General features: G+C 72.9%; 23 protein-coding genes. 5 read left to right on the top strand and 18 right to left on the bottom strand.

Annotation, left to right across the window (positions count from 1 at the left end):
• Positions 1 to 114: 114 nt before the first annotated feature.
• Positions 115 to 897 carry a VOC family protein gene (locus ABT015_RS32890; protein ID WP_350885730.1) on the top strand — a complete coding sequence of 261 codons (783 nt, stop codon included), beginning with the start codon at positions 115 to 117 and terminating at the stop codon, positions 895 to 897.
• Between the two features lie 61 nt (positions 898 to 958).
• On the opposite strand, the gene hisF is transcribed toward ABT015_RS32890, so the two are convergent.
• The 8 genes from hisF to hisD form a co-directional block, all read right to left on the bottom strand.
• Complete coding sequence (gene hisF / locus ABT015_RS32895; RefSeq protein WP_350885732.1) at positions 959 to 1,729, bottom strand: imidazole glycerol phosphate synthase subunit HisF; 771 nt, start codon at positions 1,727 to 1,729, stop codon at positions 959 to 961.
• Entirely contained in the window at positions 1,726 to 2,157 is a 432-nt protein-coding gene (locus ABT015_RS32900; protein WP_350885734.1) for a RidA family protein, read from the bottom strand. Before ABT015_RS32900 ends, hisF begins: the two co-directional genes overlap by 4 nt.
• Positions 2,154 to 2,879: a bifunctional 1-(5-phosphoribosyl)-5-((5-phosphoribosylamino)methylideneamino)imidazole-4-carboxamide isomerase/phosphoribosylanthranilate isomerase PriA gene (priA, locus tag ABT015_RS32905; protein ID WP_350885736.1), complete on the bottom strand. Its 726-nt coding sequence runs from the start codon at positions 2,877 to 2,879 to the stop codon at positions 2,154 to 2,156. The genes ABT015_RS32900 and priA overlap by 4 nt, the downstream gene beginning before the upstream one ends.
• A gap of 19 nt (positions 2,880 to 2,898) precedes the next feature.
• On the bottom strand, positions 2,899 to 3,534 hold the full coding sequence (hisH, locus tag ABT015_RS32910) for an imidazole glycerol phosphate synthase subunit HisH (protein ID WP_350885738.1): 636 nt from the start codon (positions 3,532 to 3,534) through the stop codon (positions 2,899 to 2,901).
• Between the two features lie 30 nt (positions 3,535 to 3,564).
• Positions 3,565 to 3,717: a CG2302 family histidine operon protein gene (locus ABT015_RS32915; RefSeq protein ID WP_350885740.1), complete on the bottom strand. Its 153-nt coding sequence runs from the start codon at positions 3,715 to 3,717 to the stop codon at positions 3,565 to 3,567.
• Entirely contained in the window at positions 3,714 to 4,307 is a 594-nt protein-coding gene (hisB, locus tag ABT015_RS32920; RefSeq protein ID WP_350885742.1) for an imidazoleglycerol-phosphate dehydratase HisB, read from the bottom strand. Before hisB ends, ABT015_RS32915 begins: the two co-directional genes overlap by 4 nt.
• Before the next feature lie 5 nt (positions 4,308 to 4,312).
• The gene (locus tag ABT015_RS32925) at positions 4,313 to 5,413 is read right to left on the bottom strand and encodes a histidinol-phosphate transaminase (protein ID WP_350885744.1); all 1,101 of its coding nucleotides are present in this window, start codon (positions 5,411 to 5,413) and stop codon (positions 4,313 to 4,315) included.
• A gap of 68 nt (positions 5,414 to 5,481) precedes the next feature.
• A complete protein-coding gene (hisD, locus tag ABT015_RS32930; protein ID WP_350885746.1) occupies positions 5,482 to 6,789 on the bottom strand; it encodes a histidinol dehydrogenase in 1,308 nt (435 codons plus the stop codon).
• 91 nt (positions 6,790 to 6,880) lie between these two features.
• On the opposite strand from hisD, the gene ABT015_RS32935 reads away from it, so the two are divergent.
• The 3 genes from ABT015_RS32935 to ybaK all read left to right on the top strand — a co-directional run bounded on the left by ABT015_RS32935 (position 6,881) and on the right by ybaK (position 9,835).
• A complete protein-coding gene (locus ABT015_RS32935; protein ID WP_350885748.1) occupies positions 6,881 to 8,458 on the top strand; it encodes an oxidoreductase in 1,578 nt (525 codons plus the stop codon).
• Between the two features lie 94 nt (positions 8,459 to 8,552).
• Complete coding sequence (locus ABT015_RS32940; RefSeq protein WP_350885750.1) at positions 8,553 to 9,281, top strand: LON peptidase substrate-binding domain-containing protein; 729 nt, start codon at positions 8,553 to 8,555, stop codon at positions 9,279 to 9,281.
• Between the two features lie 59 nt (positions 9,282 to 9,340).
• Entirely contained in the window at positions 9,341 to 9,835 is a 495-nt protein-coding gene (gene ybaK / locus ABT015_RS32945; protein WP_063347187.1) for a Cys-tRNA(Pro) deacylase, read from the top strand.
• A 45-nt stretch (positions 9,836 to 9,880) separates the two neighbouring features.
• Here ybaK and ABT015_RS32950 read toward each other — a convergent pair whose 3' ends face one another.
• The 6 genes from ABT015_RS32950 to ABT015_RS32975 all read right to left on the bottom strand — a co-directional run bounded on the left by ABT015_RS32950 (position 9,881) and on the right by ABT015_RS32975 (position 16,623).
• On the bottom strand, positions 9,881 to 10,792 hold the full coding sequence (locus ABT015_RS32950; RefSeq protein WP_350885752.1) for a hypothetical protein: 912 nt from the start codon (positions 10,790 to 10,792) through the stop codon (positions 9,881 to 9,883).
• A gap of 123 nt (positions 10,793 to 10,915) precedes the next feature.
• Positions 10,916 to 11,731 carry an ABC transporter permease gene (locus ABT015_RS32955; RefSeq protein ID WP_063347189.1) on the bottom strand — a complete coding sequence of 272 codons (816 nt, stop codon included), beginning with the start codon at positions 11,729 to 11,731 and terminating at the stop codon, positions 10,916 to 10,918.
• A complete protein-coding gene (locus ABT015_RS32960) occupies positions 11,728 to 12,726 on the bottom strand; it encodes an ABC transporter ATP-binding protein (RefSeq protein ID WP_350885754.1) in 999 nt (332 codons plus the stop codon). The genes ABT015_RS32955 and ABT015_RS32960 overlap by 4 nt, the downstream gene beginning before the upstream one ends.
• 102 nt (positions 12,727 to 12,828) lie before the next feature.
• Positions 12,829 to 14,289, bottom strand: coding sequence for an NYN domain-containing protein (locus ABT015_RS32965; RefSeq protein ID WP_350885756.1), 1,461 nt, complete (start codon positions 14,287 to 14,289; stop codon positions 12,829 to 12,831).
• Positions 14,290 to 14,585: 296 nt separating this feature from the next.
• On the bottom strand, positions 14,586 to 15,632 hold the full coding sequence (locus ABT015_RS32970; protein ID WP_350885758.1) for an aspartate-semialdehyde dehydrogenase: 1,047 nt from the start codon (positions 15,630 to 15,632) through the stop codon (positions 14,586 to 14,588).
• 100 nt (positions 15,633 to 15,732) lie between these two features.
• Positions 15,733 to 16,623, bottom strand: a complete 891-nt coding sequence (locus tag ABT015_RS32975) for a dihydrodipicolinate synthase family protein (RefSeq protein ID WP_350885760.1) — start codon at positions 16,621 to 16,623, stop codon at positions 15,733 to 15,735.
• Positions 16,624 to 16,695: 72 nt separating this feature from the next.
• Here ABT015_RS32975 and ABT015_RS32980 point away from each other — a divergent pair, with 72 nt between their 5' ends.
• Positions 16,696 to 17,583, top strand: a complete 888-nt coding sequence (locus tag ABT015_RS32980) for a LysR family transcriptional regulator (RefSeq protein WP_350885762.1) — start codon at positions 16,696 to 16,698, stop codon at positions 17,581 to 17,583.
• Positions 17,584 to 17,675: 92 nt separating this feature from the next.
• Here ABT015_RS32980 and dnaE read toward each other — a convergent pair whose 3' ends face one another.
• The 4 genes from dnaE to ABT015_RS33000 form a co-directional block, all read right to left on the bottom strand.
• Positions 17,676 to 21,209 (bottom strand): DNA polymerase III subunit alpha, encoded by a 3,534-nt coding sequence (gene dnaE, locus ABT015_RS32985; RefSeq protein ID WP_350885764.1) that lies wholly within the window; start codon positions 21,207 to 21,209, stop codon positions 17,676 to 17,678.
• Between the two features lie 129 nt (positions 21,210 to 21,338).
• A complete protein-coding gene (locus ABT015_RS32990; RefSeq protein ID WP_350885766.1) occupies positions 21,339 to 22,250 on the bottom strand; it encodes a hypothetical protein in 912 nt (303 codons plus the stop codon).
• 165 nt (positions 22,251 to 22,415) lie between these two features.
• Complete coding sequence (locus ABT015_RS32995; RefSeq protein WP_350885768.1) at positions 22,416 to 22,682, bottom strand: hypothetical protein; 267 nt, start codon at positions 22,680 to 22,682, stop codon at positions 22,416 to 22,418.
• Positions 22,682 to 23,041, bottom strand: coding sequence for an ATP-binding protein (locus ABT015_RS33000; protein WP_350885770.1), 360 nt, complete (start codon positions 23,039 to 23,041; stop codon positions 22,682 to 22,684). Before ABT015_RS33000 ends, ABT015_RS32995 begins: the two co-directional genes overlap by 1 nt.
• Between the last annotated feature and the right edge of the window lie 116 nt (positions 23,042 to 23,157).

Raw genomic sequence — 23,157 nt, forward strand, 5'->3', positions numbered from 1 at the left:
CCGGCTGCGGATGTCAGTGGGTGGGTGCAGACTCGCAGAGGGTCGGGGAGGGTGCGTGTGCGCGCCCGACGGGACCCGTCCTGGTCACGTCTTCCGTCGAAGGGGCACCACCTCATGCTCACCACCGACTTTCCGGCCGGCGCGCCCTGCTGGATCGATCTCGGCAGCCCGGACATCCCCGCCACGGCCGAGTTCTACGGCAAGGTCTTCGGCTGGACGTTCCGGTCCGGCGGCCCGGAGGCGGGCGGCTACGGCTTCTTCCAGTCGGACGGCAGGACGGTCGGCGCCGTCGGCCCGCTCGACGAGGGTGACGAGCCGACCTGGACGACGTACTTCCGTGCGGCCGATGTGAACGCCACCGCGCAGGCCGCCGAGCAGGCGGGCGGTTCGGTCCTGGTCCCGCCGATGGACGTCATGGGCGAGGGGTGGTTCGCCCAGTTCGCCGACCCGCAGGGGGCCAGGTTCGCGGTCTGGCAGCCGGGCCGGACCACCGGCCTGGACGTGGTGTCGGAGGACGGCACCCTGGTCTGGGCCGAGTTGCACACCGCTGACCCGGGCGCCGGGTTCGGCTTCTACCAGGCGCTGTTCGGCTGGCGGGTGGAGAACTTCGAGCCGGCCCCGGGCATGAGCTACCGGGTGGTCTCGACCTCCGAGGGTGACCAGCGGGCCACGGCCTTCGGTGGCATCGCCCCGACCATGCAGCCGGGCCAGCCCTCCGCCTGGACGCCGTACTTCGCCGCCGGCGACGTGGACGCGGTGATCGCGAAGGCGACGGCGGCCGGCGGCACGGTGCTGATGCCCGCGGAGAGCGTGCCGAACGTCGGCCGGCTGGCCTGGCTGGCGGATCCGCACGGCACGCCGTTCGCGCTGATCAAGGGCGAGCCGCCGCAGGCCTGAGAACGCGGGAGGGCCCGCCGTTCCGAAGCCGGGACGGCGGGCCCTCAAGCCGTACGGACGGTCACCGCACCGGGTGCCCGGCCTCCCGCAGCGCGTCCTTGACCTGCCCGATCCGCAGGTCCCCGAAGTGGAAGACGCTCGCGGCGAGCACCGCGTCCGCACCCGCCTCGACGGCCGGCGCGAAGTCGGCGAGCTTGCCGGCGCCACCGGAGGCGATGACGGGCACGGAGACGGTCTTGCGGACGGCGCGGATCATCTCCAGGTCGTAGCCGTCCTTGGTGCCGTCGGCGTCCATCGAGTTGAGCAGGATCTCGCCGGCCCCGAGTTCGGCCGCGCGCCCGGCCCATTCGACGGCGTCGAGGCCGGTGCCCTTGCGCCCGCCGTGGGTGGTGACCTCGTAGCCGGACGGCGTCTCGGTGCCGGGAGGGCAGCGCCGGGCGTCCACGGACAGCACCAGAACCTGCCGCCCGAACCGCTGGGCGATCTCGCGGACCAGCTCCGGCCGGGCGATGGCGGCGGTGTTGACGCCGACCTTGTCGGCGCCGGCCCGCAGCAGCTTGTCGACGTCCTCGACGGCGCGGATGCCGCCGCCGACGGTGAGCGGGATGAAGACCTGTTCGGCGGTGCGGCGGACCACGTCGTAGGTGGTTTCCCGGTCGCCGGAGGAGGCGGTGATGTCGAGGAAGGTCAATTCGTCGGCGCCCTCGGCGTCGTAGAGCTTGGCCATCTCGACCGGGTCGCCGGCGTCGCGCAGGTTCTGGAAGTTGACGCCCTTGACCACCCGCCCGGCGTCGACGTCCAGGCAGGGGATGACACGTACGGCGAGGGTCACGGCTGGTTGCCTTCCAGGGTCTTTGCCAGCCCGGCACGATAGGCGTCGAGCTCGACCTCGACCATCATCCGGGAGTCGATCAGCCCGTCGACCACCACCATGGTGGCCACCGGGCGGGCGGCGTCGAAGAGTTGGTGGTGGGCGCGGCCCACCTCCTCGGCGTCGCGGGCGTGGGTGATGTACATCCGGGTGCGGACCACGTCGTCCGCCGTCAGACCGTACGCGGCGAGGGCGTTGAGCCCGACGCCGAACGCGGCGAGGGTCTGCCGGTAGGGGTCGCCCTCGTGCTCGATCCGGCCGTTCACCCAGGCGGTGGAGCCGGCCACGTGCACGTGGTCTCCCGCGGCGACCGCCCGCGAGTAGCCGAACTGGTCCTCCCAGGGGGAGAATCCGCCGACCCTGCCACGTACGATCCGACGTTCCGTCATCCTGAAACCGCCTCCAGGGCCTCTTCGAGGGTGAACTTCTGCTCGTAGAGTGCCTTGCCCACGATGGCGCCCTCGACACCCGCACCGACCAGGCCGGCGATGGCGCGCAGGTCGTCGAGCGAGGAGACGCCGCCGGAGGCGACGACGGGGCGGTCGGTGGCGGCGCAGACGTCGCGCAGCAGCTGCAGGTTGGGGCCGGTCAGGGTGCCGTCCCGGTTGACGTCGGTGACGACGTAGCGGGCGCAGCCCTCCTGGTTGAGCCGCTCCAGCACCTCGAAGAGCTGGCCGCCGTCGCGGGTCCAGCCGCGGCCGCGCAGGGTGGTGCCGACGACGTCCAGGCCGACGGCGATCTTGTCGCCGTGCTCGGCGATGGCCTTGGCGACCCACTCGGGGGCTTCCAGGGCGGCGGTGCCGAGGTTGACCCGGGTGCAGCCGGTGGCGAGCGCGTTGGCGAGCGACTCGTCGTCGCGGATGCCGCCGGACAGCTCGACCTTGATGTCGAGGCGGCCGGTGACCTCGCGCAGCAGCTCGTAGTTGGTGCCGGTGCCGAAGGCGGCGTCGAGGTCGACCAGGTGCAGCCATTCGGCGCCGGCGTTCTGCCAGGCGAGGGCGGCGGCGAGGGGTTCGCCGAAGGAGGTCTCGGTGCCGGACGCGCCCTTGACCAGGCGGACGGCCTGGCCGTCCCGGACGTCGACGGCGGGAAGCAGTTCGAGGCGGCTCATAGTCACAACTCTTCCAAGCTCAGAGGGTGTTGACCCAGTTGGTCAGGAGGGCGGCGCCGGCGTCGCCGGACTTCTCGGGGTGGAACTGGGTGGCCCAGAGCGGGCCGTTCTCGATGGCGGCGACGAAGGGCTGCCCGTGGGTGGCCCAGGTGACGAGCGGGGCGTGGATCCGTGCGCTGTGGGTCTCCAGCTCCCAGTGCCGCACACCGTAGGAGTGCACGAAGTAGAAGCGGGTCTGCGGGTCGAGGCCGGCGAACATCCGGCTGCCCTCGGGCACGTCCACGGTGTTCCAGCCCATGTGCGGGATGACGGGGGCGTCCAGCGGCTCGACGACGCCGGGCCACTCGTCGCAGCCGGCCGTCTCCACCCCGTGCTCGACCCCCTTCTCGAAGAGGATCTGCATGCCGACGCAGATGCCCATGACGGGGCGGCCCCCGGCGAGCCGGCGGCCGATGATCCAGTCGCCCCGGACGGACTTCAGGCCGCGCATGCAGGCCTCGAAGGCGCCGACGCCGGGGACGAGCAGGCCGTCCGCGTTCATCGCGGTGTCGTAGTCGGAGGTGACGGTGACGTCCGCCCCGGTCCGTTCGAGCGCGCGCTGCGCGGAGCGGAGGTTGCCCGACCCGTAGTCGAGGACGACGACGTTCTTGCCCATGTTCAGGTGTCCAGTCTCTCTGCTGCGGGTCTACAGACGCATGATGCCGGAGGCCAGGCACATGACCGAGCCGAACGCGAGCACCAGGATGACGCCCTTGGGCAGCTTCTGCTTCCAGAACGAGATCACGCCGCCGGCCAGGAAGAGGCCGACGAAGATGAGGGCGAGGGCCGCCTTGCTCACAGTGCACCCTTGGTCGAGGGGAGGATTCCGGCCGCGCGCGGGTCGCGCTCGGCGGCGTAGCGCAGGGCTCGGGCGAGCGCCTTGAACTGGCATTCCACGATGTGGTGGGCGTTGCGCCCGTACGGCACGTGGACGTGCAGGGCGATCTGTGCCTGGGCCACGAAGGACTCCAGGATGTGCCGGGTCATCGTGGTGTCGTACGAGCCGATCATCGGCGCCATGCGCTCGGGCTCGGTGTGCACCAGGTACGGCCGGCCGGAGAGGTCGACGGTGACCTGGGCGAGCGACTCGTCCAGCGGCACCGTGCAGTTGCCGAAGCGGTAGATGCCGACCTTGTCGCCGAGCGCCTGCTTGAAGGCGGCGCCGAGCGCGAGCGCGGTGTCCTCGATGGTGTGGTGGGTGTCGATGTGCAGGTCGCCGTCGGTCTTGACGGTGAGGTCGAAGAGACCGTGGCGGCCGAGCTGGTCGAGCATGTGGTCGTAGAACCCGACGCCCGTGGAGATGTCGGTCTTCCCGGTGCCGTCGAGGTCGATCTCGACCAGGACCGCGGTCTCCTTGGTGGTGCGTTCGACGCGTCCGATGCGGGACATACGGGTTACAGCTCCTTGATCACGGTTCGAACGGCGTCCAGGAAGGCGTCGTTCTCTGCGGGCGTGCCGGCGGTGACGCGCAGCCACCCGGGGACGCCGTTGTCACGGACCAGGACGCCCTGGTCGAGGATGGCCTGCCAGACGGCGTGGGTGTCGGCGAAGCGGCCGAACTGGACGAAGTTGGCGTCCGAGTCGGTGACCTCCAGGCCGAGCCCGCGCAGCGCGTCGACCAGCCGGTCGCGCTCCTCCTTGAGCCGGCCGACGTACCCGAGCAGGGTGTCGGTGTGCTCCAGGCAGGCCAGCGCGGTGGCCTGGGTGACGGACGACAGGTGGTACGGCAGGCGGACCAGCTGCACCGCGTCCACCACGGCCGGGTCGGCGGCCAGGTAGCCCAGGCGCAGTCCGGCCGCGCCGAAGGCCTTGGACATGGTGCGGGAGACCACCAGGTTGGGGCGGCCCTCGATGAGCGGCAGCAGCGAGGCCCGGTGCGAGAACTCGACGTAGGCCTCGTCGACGACGACCAGGCTGGGCCCGGCGGCCTGCGCGGCCTCGTAGAGCCGCAGCACGGTGTCGGCGGCGACGGCGGTGCCGGTCGGGTTGTTCGGCGAGCAGATGAAGACCACGTTCGGCCGGTGCTCGGCGATCGCGCCGAGGGCGGCGTCCAGGTCGATGGTGAAGTCGTCGCGCCGCGGGCCGGAGATCCACTCGGTGCCGGTGCCCCGGGAGATCAGCGCGTGCATCGAGTAGGAGGGCTCGAAGCCGAGCGCGCTGCGGCCGGGGCCGCCGAAGGTCTGCAGCAGCTGCTGGAGCACCTCGTTGGAGCCGTTGGCGGCCCAGACCTGCTGCCGGGTGACGGCGAAGCCGGTGGTCCGGCCGAGGTACGCGGCGAGGCCTTCGCGCAGTTCGACGGCGTCCCGGTCGGGGTAGCGGTTGAGGTTGCGGGCGGCCTCGGCGACGCGCTCGGCGATCCGGGCGACCAGCTCCTCGGGGAGCGGGTACGGGTTCTCGTTGGTGTTCAGCTGGACGGGCACGTCCAGCTGCGGCGCGCCGTACGGGGACTGGCCGCGCAGCTCGTCGCGGATGGGGAGGTCGTCGATCCGGGTCACCCGAGTCGCACCAGCCACCGGAGTCGCACCAGCCTCAGAAGTAGCAGGAGTCACAGGATTCACAGCAGTCACGATCCCGGCACCGTCCAGTCGAAGCGCGCCTTGATCGCGTCGCCGTGCCCGGGCAGGTCCTCCGCGTTGGCGAGGTTGACCACGTGCGCGGCGACGTCCGCGAGCGCGTCCCGGTCGTACTCGACGACCTGGACGCCGCGCAGGAAGGTCTGCACGGACAGGCCGGAGGAGTGGCAGGCGCAGCCGCCGGTGGGCAGCACGTGGTTGGAGCCGGCCGCGTAGTCGCCCAGCGAGACCGGCGTCCAGCGGCCGATGAAGACGGCGCCCGCGTTGACGACCTTGGCGGCCGCCGCGTGCGGGTCCCGGGTCTGGATCTCCAGGTGCTCGGCCGCGTAGGCGTTGACCACGGCGAGGCCCTGCTCCAGGTCGTCGACCAGGATGATCCCGGACTGCCGGCCGCCCAGCGCCTCGGCGACCCGCTCGCTGTGCTTGGTCCTGGCGACCTGGACGGCGAGTTCCGCCTCGACCGCGTCGGCCAGCGCCGGCGAGTCGGTGACGAGCACCGAGCCGGAGGTCGGTCCGTGCTCGGCCTGGCTGATCAGGTCGGCGGCCACGTCGGAGGGCAGCGCGCTGTCGTCGGCGAGGACGGCGATCTCGGTCGGGCCGGCCTCCGAGTCGATGCCGATCCGGCCGGCGAAGAAGCGCTTGGCGGCGGCCACGTAGATGTTGCCGGGGCCGGTGACCATGGTGACCGGCGCGCACTCCTCGGTGCCCAGCGCGAACATCGCCACGGCCTGGGCGCCCCCGACGGAGTACACCTCGTCCACGCCGAGCAGCGCGCAGGCCGCCAGGATGGTCGGGTGGACGCGGCCGTCGAACTCCTTCTGCGGCGGCGAGGTCACCGCGATGCCCTGGACGCCCGCCTCCTGGGCCGGCACCACGTTCATCACCACGGAGGACGGGTAGACCGCCAGCCCGCCCGGTACGTACAGGCCGACGCGCTCCACGGGCACCCAGCGCTGGGTGACGGTGCCGCCCGGCACCACCCGGGTGGTGTGCTCGGTGCGGCGCTGGTCGGCGTGCACGGCGCGGGCCCGGCGGATCGACTCCTCCAGCGCGGCCCGCACCTTCGGGTCCAGCGTCTCCAGGGCCTCGGTCAGCTGCTCGGCCGGGACGCGGGTCGACTCCAGCCGGACGCCGTCGAAGCGCTCGGTGATCTCGATCACGGCCGCGACCCCGCGATGGCGTACGTCCTCGGCGATCGGCCGCACCTTCTCCAGGGCGGCCGCCACGTCGAACTCGGCACGGGGCAGCAGGTCACGCGGGTCGTCCAGCGAGCCGCGGAGGTCGATTCGAGAGATCACGCCACCCAGTGTAAGGAGTGGCCGGAACCCCTGGTCCCGCATTTCAGTCCGTGATACGAAAGGCGAGACGACCGGGGGGACGGGGAAAACCATGCTGGAGCACGCCCCGGAGGGCTGGACCGACACGGAGCGTGAGCTCTGGGAGGCCTTCCGTCGCGGCAACGTCTTCGACCGGCGCAGTGGCGACGCCCCCACCGACGACCCCTTCGGGGACGCCGTCTGGGGCCCCGGGCGCACCGTCCGGGCCCGGGTCCTCGCCCATCTGCTGCTGGCCGGCCCGGCCGCCACCACCGGGCGGGTCGCCTCGCTGCGGCTCAACGGCGTGCTGGTCACCGGCGCGCTCAACCTGGCCGGCGGCGCCATCGGCCACTACGTCGAGCTCCGCGAGTGCCGTTTCGAGCGCAAGATCCTCATCTCGGAGGCCTCGGCCTCGACGCTGCGCTTCGTCACCTGCCTGATCCCCCGCCTGGAGGCCTCCCGGCTCACCACCACCGGCGACCTCCACCTGGCCCGCTGCCGGATACCCGAGGGCGTACGGCTCACCGACGCCAAGGTCGGCACCGACCTGCTGCTCAACCAGACCGTCCTGGGCGGCGACCGCTACGGCCGCGCGCTGTCCGCCGACGGCCTGGCCGTCCACCAGGACTTCGAGGCCGAACGCGTGGACGTGGAGGGCGAGTTGAGCCTCCGTACGGCCCGGATAGGCGGGCGGCTGTCGCTGCGCGGCGCCCAGCTGCGCGCCGTCCCGCAGAACCGCACCTGTCTCAACGCCGTCCGGCTCACCGTCGGCCACACCCTCTACCTGACCAGCTCCGCCGACGGCGGCTGGTTCGGCTCCCGCAGCTACTACGGCTCCGGCTACGGCCAGAACCCGCCGCCCGGCGCCCCCAGCACCCCGTTCCGCGCCTTCGGCCGGGTCCGGCTCTCCGACGCCCGCTTCGAGAGCGCCTGCCTGATCTCCGGCGAGTTCCACCTGGAGGGCGACGACGAGCTCTCGCTGCGCCGCATCCACACCCCCGAGCTGCGGTTCACCTGCCGGGTCCGCCCCACCGGCACCGTCTCGCTCTCCCGCGCCCGGGTCGGCAACCTCGTCGACAGCCCGGACGCCTGGCCGCGCGGCCGCCACCTGGGCCTGACCGGCTTCGTCTACGAGGTGCTGCGCCCGGTCGGGCCCTTCAGCGTCCAGCAGCGGATCGCCTGGCTGGAGGGCTCCTCGGTGGACTTCCAGCCCGAGTCCTACGAGCAGCTCGCCGCCGCCCTGCGCCGCGACGGCGCCGACGACGACGCCCGCGAGGTGCTGTACGCCAAGCAGCGCCGCCGCCACCGGACCCTCCCGCTGCCCGCCCGGATCTGGGGCCGGGTCCAGGACGCCACCGTCGGCTACGGCTACCGCCCCGGCCGGGCCGGCCTGTGGCTGCTGCTCGCCTGGGCCCTGGGCAGCGTGTGGTTCGCCACCCACCCGCTGGAGCCGCTGAAGGCCGACGAGCACCCGCACTGGAACCCGGTGCTGTACACGTTCAGCCAGCTCGTCCCGGTCGTCGAGCTCGGCCAGCAGGGCTGGAACCCCGGGGGCCTCAGCCAGTACGTCTCCGCCGGGCTGGTGATCGTCGGCTGGCTGCTCGCCACCACCGTCGTGGCCGGCGCCACCCGCATGCTGCAACGGGGCTGACCACCCCGAGGGCCGCCCCGAGGACCGCCCTGGGGCCCGCCCTCGGGCACAACCCCGACGCGCCGCGACCGCGCGGGGAACTACGCTGTCCGCCGTGACAGAACGGCTGCCGCTCTTCCCGCTGAACAACGTGCTCTACCCGGGCCTCGTGCTGCCCCTGAACGTCTTCGAGGAGCGTTACCGCCGTCTCGTCGCCGACCTGCTCCAACTACCGGCCGACACACCGCGCCGCTTCGGCGTGCTCGCCATCAAGGACGGCCGCGAGGTCTCCCCGGTCCGCCCCGACGAGGGCCCGGCCGGGCCGCTCGACGGCCTCGGCACCGCTACCGGGGACCCGCTGGAGGCGATGTTCCACATCGGCTGCGTCGCCGACGTCGCCTCCGTCCAGGAGCAGCCCGACGGCCGCTACGAGCTGCTGGTCACCGGCACCACGCGGTTCCGGCTCCGCTCGGCGGACGTCTCCGGCCCGTACCTGACCGGCGAGGCCGAACTCGTCGAGGAACAGCCCGGCGAGGGCTCCGGCGCCCTCGCCGCCGAGGTCGAGCGGGCGTTCCGGGTCTACCAGAAGCGCCTCGCCGGGGCCCGCGAGGCCAGCACCGTCGGGCGCCAGGAGCTCCCGGACGACCCGCAGGTGCTCTCCTACCTGGTCGCCGCCGCCTCGGTGTTCGAGACCCCGGTCAAGCAGCAGCTGCTGGCCTGCCCCGACACCGCCGAGCGGCTGCGCACCGAACTCGACCTGCTGCGCCGCGAGAGCTCCGTACTCAGCTGGCTGCCGTCGCTGCCCGCCGTCGACCTCACCCGCCAGTCGTTCAGCCCCAACTAATCCGGAAAACCCGCACGGCGAGGATCCGGAAGACCCGCACGGCGAAGAAGGAGCCGCACATGGCGAAGAAGCCGAAGAAGGGCGGGCAGGGCACCCCCGCCACCGTCGCCCTGGAGACCGCCGCCGTCCCGTTCACCGTGCACGCCTACGAGCACGACCCGGCCGCCGCCTCCTACGGCGGCGAGGCCGCCGAGGTCCTGGGCGTCGCCGCCGAGCGGGTCTTCAAGACCCTGGTCGCCGACGTGGACGGCGTGCTCACCGTCGGCGTGGTCCCGGTCGCCGGGCAGCTCGACCTCAAGGCCCTCGCCGCCGCCGTCGGCGGCAAGCGCGCCGCCATGGCCGACCCGGCGGCCGCCGAGCGAAGCAGCGGCTACGTCCTCGGCGGCATCTCCCCGCTCGGCCAGCGCCGCCCGCTGCGGACCGTGGTCGACGCGAGCGCGCTCACCCACCCCACCGTCTACGTCTCCGGCGGGCGCCGCGGCCTGGAGGTCGAACTCGCCCCGGCCGACCTGGTCACCCTGACCGGCGCCCGCACCGCACCGATCGCCCGCTGACCCCGGCCGACGGGCCCACCCGCGGGTGGGCCCGGGCCTGGGCGGTCAGCCCTGCCCGCGCTCCCCCGGCCGCGCGGCGTCCTCCGGCCTCGCACCGTCGTTCGGCCGCGCGACGCCGTCCGCCCGAGCACCGTCGTTCGGCCGCGCGACGCCGTCCGCCCGAGCACCGTCGTTCGGCCACGCGACGCCGTCCGCCCGAGCACCCCCGTCCGCCCGCACGGCGTCCTCCGGCCGCACAGCGCCCTCCGCAGGGGCCTGCGGCGCAGCCGCCCCGTACGGCCCGGCCCAGTACGGCGGCGGGTCCTCCTCGCGCTTGCCGAACGCCGCCGACAGCGCCAGCAGCACCACCATCGCCGCCATCGGCCACACCAGCAGCGCCCCCAGCGCGCCGAGGTCGATGCTCGCGTCGAAGTGCCCACCGTTGCCGACCCGCCGGGCTTCGGCGATCAGGTCGTTGCTGGGGCCGAGCCAGCGCCCGAGCCGCCAGGCGCCGAGCGAGCCGAGCAGTCCGCCGACCATCAGTCCGAGCGCGACCGCGATGCCGCCGCCGCGCTGCCGGGTGGCCAGGAAGGCCCCGAGCGCGGTCAGCAGGCCGGCGCCGAGCGCGATCAGGGCGAAGACCGCGTCGGCCCCCGCCCGCTGTTCGCCTTCGGGGTCGGCGTAGAGGATGCGGTCGCCGTCGACGACCAGCGGCACCTTGGGCGCGAGCCAGACCCACAGCCCCGCCATCACCAGTCCGACCGCGATGCAGGCCAGTACCGTGCCCGCGCCGAGCCGCAGCTCGGGCAGCAGCCGCTCCTTGAGCGTGGGGCCCGGCGACTGGGCGACCGCGAGGCCGGCCGGCGGCGGGGTCCCGGCGGCGGGGGCGGGCGGCGGCGCGTACGGATCGGGGGTGATGTCCGGCACCGCGTCCGCGTCGGCGCGGGTGGGGTCCGGAGGCGTGTTCGGTACGGTCACGGACCCCATCGTTTCACGATCGCGGCCGGGACGAGCCGTCGCCCGTGCCTCCCGGAACCCGAACCCCGTGCCTCCCGGAACCCGAACCCCGTGCCTCCCGGAGCCGGCACGTCAGGACGCCCCCTACCGGGAGACGGCCCGCCGGTAGGCCCAGGTGGCGATCGCCAGCGACACCACGCCGACGCCCGCGCAGACGGCGAGGTCGCCCGCGATCAGCGCCCAGTCCGGGTCGGGTTCGAAGGTCCGGGCGAAGGCCTCGACGCCGTACGTGGAGGGCAGCAGGTCGCGCAGCCACAGGACGGGCTGCGGGAGGTGGTCGACGGGCAGCACGCCGAGCAGCAGCGCCGCCGACATGCCGAGCTGCCCGAGCATGGTGGCGATCTCCTGGCGGGGCGCGAGCAGCCCGCAGGCGGCCCCGAGCCCGGACAGGGCGGCTCCGGCGAGCGGGACGACGGCCAGCAGCACCCACAGCTGCCCGAGCGGCAGCCCGAACATCACGGCGCCGAAGGCCGCGGTGAGGACCGTCCCGGGCAGCGTGAACGAGGCGTAGGCGGCGGCCGCCCCGAGCACCACGGAGGCGGCGGGTACGGGCAGCGTCGCGTAGTGGTCGAGTCCGCCGGTGGCCCGCAGCTTCCCGAAGTACTGGGCGAGCAGGTTGAGGGCGACGAACGCCACCACCAGGACGCTGGACCCGGCGACCACGGACCGCGCGGCCGAGGTCTGCCCGGCGTCCACCACGCCCCGCATCATCACGAGGATGCCGACGGACTGGAAGGTGGCGACGAACAGCAGCGGGATCCGCGCCACCCGGGCCCGGGCGAGCTGCGCCCGGTAGACGGCGGCGAGGGCGGGCAGCAGCCGGGCCGCGGGGGCGAGCGGGGCGGGGGTGCCGCCGGTCGCGGGGGCGGTGGCCTGCGGCGGCACCGAGAGCAGCGTCACTTGGCCAGTCCTCCGTGGCGGCCCCCGAGCTTGAGGTAGGCGTCCTCAAGGCTCGGGGTGGCGAGGGTGAAGTCGTCGAGGGCGGCGAAGGCCGGGCCGGTGGTGACGGCGGCGACCAGTTCGCGGGCCTGTTCGGGGGTGGTGCGGACGGTCCAGCGGCGGCCGGTGCGTTCGGCCCGTTCGGCGAGTGCGGCGACGGCGGGGACGGCGAGCGGCGCCTCGTCCCGCCAGACCAGGTCGAGCCGGACGTCGCCGTCGACGAGGGCCTTGAGCCCGCCGGGGGTGTCGCAGGCGATGACCCGCCCCTCGTCGATGACGGCGACCCGGTCGAGCACGGTCTCGGCCTCGATGACGTTGTGGGTGACGAGCAGGACGGTGGCGCCGCGTTCGGTGCGGCGCCGGTCGACGGCGGTCCAGACGGCCCGCCGGGCGACGGGGTCCATGCCGGTGGTGGGTTCGTCGAGGACGAGCAGCGGCCGTTCCCCGACGAGGGCGGCGGCGACGCAGGCGAGTCGGCGCTGGCCGCCGGAGAGCTTGGCGAGCGGCCGCTGGGCGAGGGGTTCGAGCCCGAGTTCGGTGAGGACGTCGGCGGCTTCGGCGCGGGCCCGGGCCCGGGTGAGGCCGCGCAGCCGTCCGGTGGTCTCGGCGGCGAGCGCGACGGTCAGTTCGTCGAGGGCGCTGGATTCCTGGCCGAGGTAGCCGAGCAGCCGGGCGGCCCGTTCGGGGTGGCGGACGATGTCGTGGCCGAGGAGTTCGACGGATCCGGAGTCCGGGCGCAGCAGGCCGGTGAGCTGGCGGACGAGGGTGGACTTGCCGGCTCCGTTGGGTCCGAGCAGCCCGAAGATCTCGCCCTGGCGGACGGTGAGGCTGATCCCGTCGTTGGCCCGGATCTCGCCCGCGGCGGCTCCGCGCCCGGTGCGGTAGGTCCTGACGAGGTCGCGCACGGCGACGCACGGCGGGGTGTTCTGGGGTACTCGCCCTGCCGACTCGGTCACGACCGAAGACTTTACGCGTTCGCACGGGCGAACCGGACAAGGGGGCCTGATCACCGAAAACCGGCGCGCGGTACGCCGGGTCCGACCCGGCCCGTTCGCCCGTCAGTCGTCCACGACCACCATCGATCCGCCGGGCACCCGCACCGCCAGTTCCTTCCAGAATCCGGCCCGGATGGCGTAGCGGTCGTGTTCGTCGATCTGGTCGTCCTTGTGCGCGAGCAGTCCGAAGCGGGCGGCGTAGCGGAGGAGTTCGCCGTCGACCCGGTGCGGGATGCGGGGGTAGTCGGGCCAGAGCACGGTGAGCCGTTCAACGTCGCCCAGCCGGTCGCTCCAGCGGCGGGCGAAGACCTGGCCGACTTCGTGGGCGTCGCCGCCGATGGAGGTGATGTCCTCCTCGCGGTCGGCCCAGCGCTGTTCGGCGGTGGTGAGGTGGGCGAGGGTGGGGAGGGTGTCGCCGGCGGTGACGGCGGGTTCGGGGGCGGGGCGGTCGACCCAGCCGCGGTCGGAGGACCAGCGCAGGACGGGGCCGGCCTGTCCGGCGGCGCCCGTCGAGCCGACGGCCTGTCCGTTGGTGCCGTGCCCGTTCGCCTGCCCGTTCGCCTGCCCGTTCAGGAGCCCGTTGGCGCCATGTCCGTTGGCGCCGTGCCCGTTGACGAGCCCGTTGCCGCCGTGGCCGTTCGCGAGTCCGGTGCCGCCGTGGCCGTTGACCGCCGGGGTGACGGCGGGGGTGCGCCCGGCGAGGTCCTTGGGGGTGGGGACGACCTTGAGCGCGGCGGCCGGCTGGGGCCGCCCCGCCGCTGGAACCGCCCCTGGGACAGCGCCCGGGACGGCGCCGAGGGCGGAGGCCCCGACGGCGGCGGGCACGGCGGCCGGGGCGACGGCGGCCGGCCGGACGACCGGGGGCGCCACGACCGGCGCCGCGGCGGGTGCCACCACGGGCGGGCCGACGGGCGGGGCGGCGAGGATCTTGGCGATCTCCTGGCGGGCGCCGGGCGCCGGGAAGACGTTGGCGTTGTCCCGGAGGCTGAAGGAGCCCTCGATCCACTCGCGGTCGAGCACTCTTCGCTCGTCGGCCTCGCCGACCAGGTCCTCGGACTGGTTGAAGTCGCCGTCGGCGGCCTGGAGCGCCCACAGGTGGACGGCCACGCCGTGTTCCTTGGCGGTCATCATGCCGGGCAGCAGGTCGCCGTCGCCGGTGATCAGGACGACGTCGGCGCAGGCCCGGTTGCGGGCGAGCTCGGAGAGTTCGGCGTGCATGGCGGCGTCCACGCCCTTCTGCACCCAGCGCCCTTCGGCGCGGGTGAGGGCGCCGAGCCGCACGGTGACGCGGGGCAGGACGCGCAGCCGGCGGTGTTCGGGCATCGGGCGCCGGTCGGGGGCGGCGTCGAACCAGTAGATGCGCAGCAGCGGCAGTCCGGTCTCGGCTTCGGCGCGTTCGCGCAGCGCGGTGATCAGCGCGGTGTGGTCGACGGTGACTCTGGAACGGGATGGGTCACCGGCGAGCAGGCTGGCGGCGGCGCCCAGCAGGTATCCGGCATCCACCAGGACGACACAGCGGTCCATCGCGCACCTCTTTCCACTCGCCCTCGTGTGGGGGGTCGGGCCGGGTGGGCGCGGATCCGCCCGTCGTCCGGGCGTGGTGGGGTGAGGGGCCCCCGTGGCCGCCCGATCGTTGGGTCACCTTTTCCCCCTGGTTCGCGCGCCGAACCTCGACGGATGTCGCGGTACCGCAACGGCAAGCCCAACGGAACGCAAAGGCGGGCCCCGTTCAACGACGGGGCCCGCCCTTGGTCACGCCGGGTGGTGCGAGCGGGCGCACGCCCTGCGTGCGAGCGCCTGCGGCCCGGCGGGGCCGGGTGTCAGCCCTTGAGCTCGGCGGCGACCAGCTCGGCCAGCTGGACGGCGTTGAGCGCGGCGCCCTTGCGCAGGTTGTCGTTGGACACGAACAGCGACAGGCCGTGCTCGACGGTCTCGTCGGCCCGGATGCGGCCGACGTAGCTCGGGTCCCGGCCGGCGGCCTGGAGCGGGGTGGGGATGTCGGACAGCTCGACGCCGGGGGCGGCGGCGAGCAGTTCGGCGGCGCGCTCGGGGCTGATCGGGCGCTCGAAGCGGGCGTTGATCTGGAGCGAGTGGCCGGAGAAGACCGGGACGCGCACGCAGGTGCCGGCGACCTTGAGGTCCGGGATGCCGAGGATCTTGCGGCTCTCGTGGCGGAGCTTCTGCTCCTCGTCGGTCTCGTTGGAGCCGTCCTCGACGATGGAGCCGGCCAGCGGCACCACGTTGAAGGCGATCGGGCGCTGGTAGACCTTGGGCTCGGGGAACTCGACGGCGGAGCCGTCGTGGGCGAGCGCGGCGGCGCCGTCGACGACCTTGGCGGCCTGGTCCTGGAGTTCGGCCACGCCGGCCACGCCGCTGCCGGAGACGGCCTGGTAGGTGGAGACGACGAGCGCGGCGAGGCCGGCCTCCTCGTGCAGCGGGCGCAGCACGGGCATGGCGGCCATGGTGGTGCAGTTCGGGTTGGCGATGATGCCCTTGGGCCGGTCGGCGATGGCACCGGGGTTGACCTCGGAGACGACGAGCGGGACGTCGGGGTCGCGGCGCCAGGCGGAGGAGTTGTCGATGACGACGGCGCCGGCCGCGGCGGCCTTGGGGGCGAGGGCCTTGGAGGTGGAGCCGCCGGCCGAGAAGATCACGATGTCCAGGCCCGTGTAGTCGGCCGTGGCCGCGTCCTCGACGGTGACCTCGGTGCCCTGCCACGGCAGGGTGCGTCCGGCCGAGCGGGCCGAGGCGAACAGCCGCAGCTGCTCGACGGGGCCCAGTCCGCCTTCACGGCCGGCGCGCTCCGCCAGGATCTCGCGGACCACGGTGCCGACCTGGCCGGTGGCCCCGACAATGCCGATCTTCATTCCGACTACTCCTCTGGATGGTGCTGTCTACAGCCGCACTCTGCCCATCATGCCTTGTCACGAGGGTGCGGCGGCCTGGTGTTCCACGGTGTGAGAGCGACTAGTGGTCCAGACCACTCACCAGCTTCAGCGCCGCCTCGACCTCCGCCCCGCCGGCCGGCAGCAGCGGCAGCCGGACGTCCGGGGTGGGGATCCGGCCCTGGGCGTGCAGCACGCCCTTGATCACCGTCGGGTTCGGTGCGGCGAAGGCGGCCAGCGCCAGCCCGGTGAGCCGGTGCCCGAGCGCCCGGGCCCGGGCGGCGTCCCCGGCCTGCCAGGCCTGCGTCAGCTCGACGAACCGGGCGGTGGCCAGATGGGCCGAGGCCAGGATGCCGCCGGCCGCGCCGAGCGCCAGCAGCGGCGACAGGAAGGCGTCCTCCCCGGTCAGCACCGCGAAGTCGGCGGGGGCGGCGGCGAGCAGTTCCACCGCCGTCTGGTCCACTCCCCCGGTCGCGTACTTGACGCCCACCACGCCGTCCAGCGCGGCGAGTTCGAGCAGCGCGGCGGCGGACAGCTGCTGCCCGGTGCGGTACGGGATGTGGTAGGCGACCAGCGGCAGCGGGCTGCTCGCGGCGAGCGCCCGGAAGTGCGCGACCGTCCCGGCCTCGCCCGGCCGCAGGAACGCCGGGACGGTGACCAGCGCGGCCGCGGCCTGCGGCACCCGCTTGCCGAGCGCGGCCAGCGACTCGGCGGTGGAGCGGGTGTCGCCGCCGTGCGCGCCGACGGTCAGGAGGGCCCCGCGGCCGGCGCAGGCGGCCGCGGCGGTCTCGACCACGGCCCACCGCTCGTCCTCGCTCAGCGCGGCGGGCTCGCCGGTGGTCCCGAGGGCGACCAGCCCGGCCGCGCCGGCCTCCAGCAGCTCGGCGGCGAGCACGGCGAGGGCGTCCAGCGCGACCGTGCCGTCCGCGGCGAAGGGCGTGATCAGGGGGACGTGGATGCCGGTGAGTTCCATGGCCACGATCCTGCGGCCCGCCGATCACCCAGGTCCAGTTCACATTCGTGATGCTTCTCGTAAGCTGAGCCGATGCTCGACGTCCGACGCCTGCGCCTGCTGCGCGAACTCGCCCACCTCGGCACCATCGCCGCCGTCGCCGAGGCGCTCTCCTTCAGCCCTTCGGCGGTGTCCCAGCAACTGTCCGTCCTGGAGAAGGAGGCGGGCGTCCCGCTGCTGGAGCGCACCGGGCGGCGGGTCGCGCTCACCCCGGCCGGGCGCAACCTCGTCCGGCACGCCGAGGCGGTGCTCGCCCTGCTGGAGCAGGCGGGCGCCGAACTCGCCCACGCCCGGCGGGGCCTGGCCGGCCCGTTGCGGATCGGCACCTATCCGTCGGCGGCCCGCGCGATCATCCCGGCGGTGCTGGGCGAGCTGGCCGCGTGGCATCCGGGCCTGGAGCCGATGGTGACGGAGGTGGATCCGGCGGGCGTCGCGGCGGCGCTGCGCGCGGGCGAGCTGGACGTCGCCCTGGTCCACGAGTACGACCTGGTCCCGGCCGATCCGGAGCCGGGCCTGGCGGTGACCCGTCCGGTGTTCACCGAGCCGATGTACCTGGCGGCCCGCGCCCCGGGCACCGTCGCCGAGCAGCGCGGCGCGCCGTGGATCATGGCCCCGCCGGGCACGCTCTGCCACAGCATGGCCGTCCGGGCCTGCGAGTCCGCCGGGTTCGCGCCCCGGATCCGGCACCAGATCGACGACTTCGCGACCGTCCTGGCCCTGGTGGCGGCCGGCCAGGGCGTGGCCCTGGTCCCGCAGCTGGGCGCCGCGCAGCCGCCGCCCGGCGTGGTCCTCACCCGGCTGCCGATGTACCGCCGCACCCGGGCCGCCTTCCGCGCGGGCGCCGGCTCCCACCCGGCCATCTCGGCCTTCGTCTCCGCCCTGCACACGGCCGTCCCCCCGGGCCTGGGCGGGCACGGCTGATCCCCCGGGCCTGGGCGGGCACGGCTGATCCCCCGGGCCTGGGCGGGCACGGCTGATCCCCCGGGGCGCACCCCGGGGGATCGGTCACCGGCTCAGCCCGCCAGGCAGCTCGGCCCGAGCAGCTGCTTGAGGTCCCCGAACAGCGCCGGGTCCGACTTCACCCGGTGCCGGTCCAGCCGCAGCACGGTCGTCTTGTTGCGGCCCTCCAGCCGCACCCGGACCTCCGTGGTGCCCCGGTGGCTGCCCAGCACCTCGCCGAGCCGGGCGATCAGCGGCGGGGTGATCTTCACGCTCGGGATGTTGATGATGATCGGCGCCTCGGCGTGCGCGTTCGACAGGTCCGGGACGGACAGCTCCATCCCCATCAGCCGCGGCACGTCCTCCCGCTTGTCCAGCTTGCCGCGCACGAACACCACGGCGTCCTCGACGAGTTGGGCCGAGACCAGCTGGTAGCTGGCGGGGAAGAACATGCAGTCGATCGAGCCCGCGAGGTCCTCGACGGTCGCGATCGCCCAGGCGTTGCCCTGCTTGGTCATCTTGCGCTGGAGGCCCGAGATGATGCCGCCGATGGTGACGATGGTGCCGTCGGGCCGTTCGGCGAGGTCGGCCACCGCGCAGTCCGCCTTGTCGGCGAGCACGTGCTCGATGCCGTGCAGCGGGTGCGAGGAGACGTACAGGCCGAGCATCTCGCGCTCCTGGGTGAGCAGGAAGGACTTCTCCCACTCCTCCTCGGAGAAGACGACGTCGAGGCCGAAGCTGGGCTCGTCGGAGACGGCGTCCCCGCCGAACAGGTCGAACTGGCCCTCGGCCTCCTTGCGCTTGACCCCGACGACGTTGTCGATCATCGGCTCGAACTGCGCGCTGAGGCCCTTGCGGGTGTGCCCGAGCGAGTCGAAGGAGCCCGCCTTGATCAGCGATTCGACGGTCCGCTTGTTGCAGACCACCGACTCCACCTTGTCGAGGAAGTCCGGGAAGGAGCTGAACTTCCCCTTCGACTTGCGGGTGCGGATCATCGAGTCGACGACGGGGCCGCCGACGTTGCGGATCGCGGTGAGGCCGAACCGGACGAGCGTGTCACCGTGCGGGGTGAAGTCCGAGTCCGACTCGTTGACGTCCGGCGGCAGCACCTGGATGCCCATCTTGCGGCACTCGTTGAGGTAGATCGCCGACTTGTCCTTGTCGTCCTTGACGGACGTCAGCAGGCCGGACATGTACTCGGCCGGGTAGTTCGCCTTGAGGTAGGCCGTCCAGTACGAGACCAGCCCGTAACCGGCGGTGTGCGCCTTGTTGAACGCGTAGCCGGAGAAGGGGACCAGGACGTCCCACACCGCCTGGATCGCCGCGTCCGAGTAGCCGTGGTCCCGGCAGCCCTTCTGGAAGGGCACGAACTCGGCCTCCAGGATCTCCTTCTTCTTCTTGCCCATGGCCCGGCGCAGCAGGTCGGCCTGGCCGAGCGAGTAGCCGGCGAGGATCTGGGCGGCCTTCTGCACCTGCTCCTGGTAGACGATCAGGCCGTACGTCGGCTTGAGGATCTCCTCCAGGGGCTTCTCCAGCTCCGGGTGGATCGGGGTGATGTCCTGCTGGCCGTTCTTGCGCAGCGCGTAGTTGGTGTGCGAGTTGACGCCCATCGGGCCCGGTCGGTACAGCGCGAGGACGGCGGAGATGTCTTCGAAGTTGTCGGGCTTCATCAGCCGCAGCAGCGAGCGCATGGGGCCGCCGTCGAGCTGGAAGACGCCGAGCGTGTCGCCGCGCGCCAGCAGTTCGTAGGTCGGCTTGTCGTCCAGGGGCAGATCAAGCAGGTTGATCTTGATGCCCTTGTTCTTCTCGATCGCCTTGACGGCGTCGTCCATGATCGTCAGGTTGCGCAGGCCGAGGAAGTCCATCTTGAGAAGGCCGAGGCCCTCGCAGGTGGGATAGTCGAACTGCGTGATGGTGACGCCGTCGGTGTGCCGGGTCCAGACCGGGATGTGGTCGGTCAGCGGCTCGGCGGACATGATGACGCCGGCCGCGTGCACGCCGGGCTGGCGGATCAGGCCCTCGATGCCGCGCGCGGTGTCGATGACCTTCTTCACGTCCGGGTCGGTCTCGTACAGCCCCCGGATCTCGCCGGCCTCGCTGTAGCGCGGGTGGCTGTTGTCCGTGATGCCGGACAGTGGGATGCCCTTGCCCATCACGTCCGGCGGCATCGCCTTGGTGATCCGGTCGCCCATCGCGTACGGGTAGCCGAGGACGCGCGAGGAGTCCTTGATGGCGGCCTTCGCCTTGATGGTGCCGTACGTGACGATCATGGCGACCTTGTCGGATCCCCACTTCTCGGTCACGTACCGGATCACGTCACCGCGCCGGCGCTCGTCGAAGTCGATGTCGACATCGGGCATCGAGATGCGCTCGGGGTTGAGGAAGCGCTCGAAGATCAGCCCGTGCGGGATGGGGTCGAGGTCGGTGATGCCCATCGCGTACGCGACCAGCGAGCCCGCCGCCGAACCACGGCCGGGGCCCACCGCGATGCCCTGCTCCTTGGCCCACATGATGAAGTCGGCGACCACGAGGAAGTACGCCGGGAACCCCATCTGGATGATGGTGTCCATCTCGTACTCGGCGAGCTTCTTGTGCTCCTCGTCGTACCCGCCCGGGAAGCGCCAGTCCATGCCCTTCCACACCTGGGACTTGAAGAAGTCCGCCTCGGACTCGAAGCCCTCCGGGATCGGGAAGCGCGGCATGAGGTTCTTGAACTTGAACATGCCCTCGGTGTCGACCCGGGAGGCGACGAGGAGCTGGCTGTTGCGGCAGCCCTCCTGCCAGGCGTCCGAGGAGTCCAGGGCGTACATCTCGGCGGCCGACTTGATGTAGTAGCCGGTGCCGTCGAAGCGGAAGCGGTCCGGGTCGGAGAGGTTCTTGCCGGTCTGCACGCAGAGCAGCAGGTCGTGCGCCCCGGCGTCGGCCTCGGTGGTGTAGTGCGAGTCGTTGGTGACGACCGGGGGGATGTTCAGCTTCTTGCTGATCTCCAGCAGCCCGTCGCGGACCCGCTTCTCGATGTCGAGGCCGTGGTCCATCAGCTCCAGGAAGTAGTTCTCCTTGCCGAAGATGTCCTGGTAGTCGGCGGCCGACTTCACCGCCTCGTCGAACTGGCCCAGCCGCAGCCGGGTCTGCACCTCGCCGGACGGGCAGCCGGTGGTGGCCATCAGGCCGCCGGACAGGTCGGAGATCAGCTCCTTGTCCATCCGGGGCCACTTCACCAGCCAGCCCTCGGCGTAGGAGCGCGAGGTCAGCTTGAAGAGGTTGTGCAGGCCCTCCTTGTTACGGGCCCAGATGGTCTTGTGGGTGTAGGCGCCGGAGGCGGAGACGTCGTCCCGCTTCTGGTGCGGCTGGCCCCACAGGATGCGCTTGGTGTTGGAGCGGGACTCCGGCGCGACGTACGCCTCGATGCCGATCACCGGGGTGATCCCGGCGGCGGTCGCCTGCTTGTGGAACTCGGCGGCGCCGTACATGTTCCCGTGGTCGGTCATCGCGACGTGGGTCTGGCCCAGCCGCTCGACCTCCTTGAACATCTGCTTCAGCCGGGCGGCACCGTCCAGCATCGAGTACTCGGTGTGGACGTGCAGATGCGCGAACGGCTGATCGCTCAAGGCGGGGCCTCCGGAGGCGGGTGCGGGTCTGGTGGGCCGGCGAACGCGCAGGTCACACAGGGTGCCTGGAAACAGATGTGGCCCGAACCACCTCACGGGGTCCGGACCATCACTCACGCGTTCACGCGTCTACTCTAGCTCCCCTTCGCAGGCGCCCTCCTCCCGCTCGGCGCCTCCCGAGCTCAGCCCGGCGAGTCGCGTCCCGGCGGCCTCGCGGACCTCCGGCACCTCCATCGGGTCGTCCCGCAGGTGGGCGAGGCGTTCCCGGACGTGGGGGCGGTCGGGGGCGTGCGCGACGGCCAGCAGGCGGGCGTCGGCCTCGCAGTCCCACAGGCACTCGGTGTACACCTCGGCCAGCCCGGCGGGGGCGACGGCGGCCAGTGCCTCCAGGTAGGCGAGGCGCTCGGAGGAGTGCGGCGTCCACAGCCAGAAGCGGCGCAGCAGCGACGCGGCCCCGGCGGCGTCGGGGCCGAACCGGGCCAGGCCCCGGGCGGTGTGCATCGGGCCGCACCACTCCTGGGACGTCCACTGCCGTTCCAGCTCGCCCGTCGCCGTGGGCAGATCGAGATCACTCGCGCCGCCGCCGTGCTCCGGCGGCAGGGCGTGCGGGCTCGCGCTGTGCCGCTCGGGAGCCGGGTCCGTCGAGCCGTGGGGGCCACGCCGCCGGCGTACGTCCTGCCCGGCCACCAGGTGCTCGTCCTCGCGGACGTGGGCACGGAGTGCTTCCCGGGCCTCGGCGGAGCCGGCGAGCGCCAGCAGCTCCAGGACTCCGGTGGCCCGCAGGCAGGTGTCCTCGTCCCCGGACAGCAGTTCGACGACCGGTCCGACCGGCAGTTCCAGGTCCCGGACGAGCCGCGCCAGGTAGAGGTGCCGGTCGTCCACCTGCCGGTCCCAGCGCCAGTCCCAGCGGATGCAGCCGTAGACCAGCTCGGCGGCCGAGGCCGGATCCTCCGCCGCCATCTGCGCGCCCAGGCCCCGGCCGCGCTGCAACAGCCCGGGCAGGGTGCCTGCCGGGGCGTACTCGTATCTCCGCTGTGCCACGTGCTCCATCGTCCCTCAGCCCCCGACGGCTGAGCGGCGGGGGCTGGGGGGTGGGGGGTGGGGGTTAGGTGTCCTCGTCGGGCGGGGTCGCGCGGAGGGCGGTGATGACGCCCAGGACGACGGTGGCGATCGCCAGGGCGAGGAGGACCGCGAAAGCGGTGGCGATCAGGAAACGCACGAGTCGTCGCCTCGCTCGGCGGCGAGGAGGAGGGAGAGGAGGTTCAGGAGGGTGGAGGCGGGGGCCGCGTTGAAGCGGACGAGGATGCGGCCGTCGATGGTCTTGTCCGTGGTGGCGGAGGGCCAGATGAGGCCGAACTTGCGGCCGCGCTCGTCGACTTCGGCGAGCAGCGTACGGATGTGGTCGTCGGTGTAGAGCCGGATCCGGGGGTCGGTCGGCATCATGGGGCGACGGCGCGGGAGGGGGTAGGACATCAGGCGGCGTCCAGCTCGAACCACACCATTTTGCCGCGTTCCTGGGGGTCCACGCCCCAGCGGTGGGTGAGGCCTTCGATGAGCTGGAGGCCCCGGCCGGACTGGGCGAGGGGCGCCGGCTCCTGCTTTTGCGGGAGGATCGGGCTCTCGTCGCTGACGGACACCCGGAGCGTGAGGCCGACGGCGAGGATGAGGACGAGCGGCGCGGGGGTGCCGCCGTGCCGCCAGGCGTTCACGAGCAGTTCCACGAGCGCGAGTTCGGCGTCGTCGGTGACCGAGGTCGGGTACCCGCAACGACCCATCGCGTCGCGGAGCGACTGGCGGGAGATGGCGAGGGAGGGCGTGTTGAGGTGACGCATGGGAGTTCTCCCGAGGCGTGATGGTGAGGGAAGAACCGGCGGGCATGCCGCCGAGAGCCCTACGAGTGGGCTTTATTGACGATCCGTCGGATCGCCACGACACCGAACATAGCGCA

This window comes from Kitasatospora sp. NPDC094016 (assembly GCF_040304045.1).
GTDB lineage: Bacteria > Actinomycetota > Actinomycetes > Streptomycetales > Streptomycetaceae > Kitasatospora.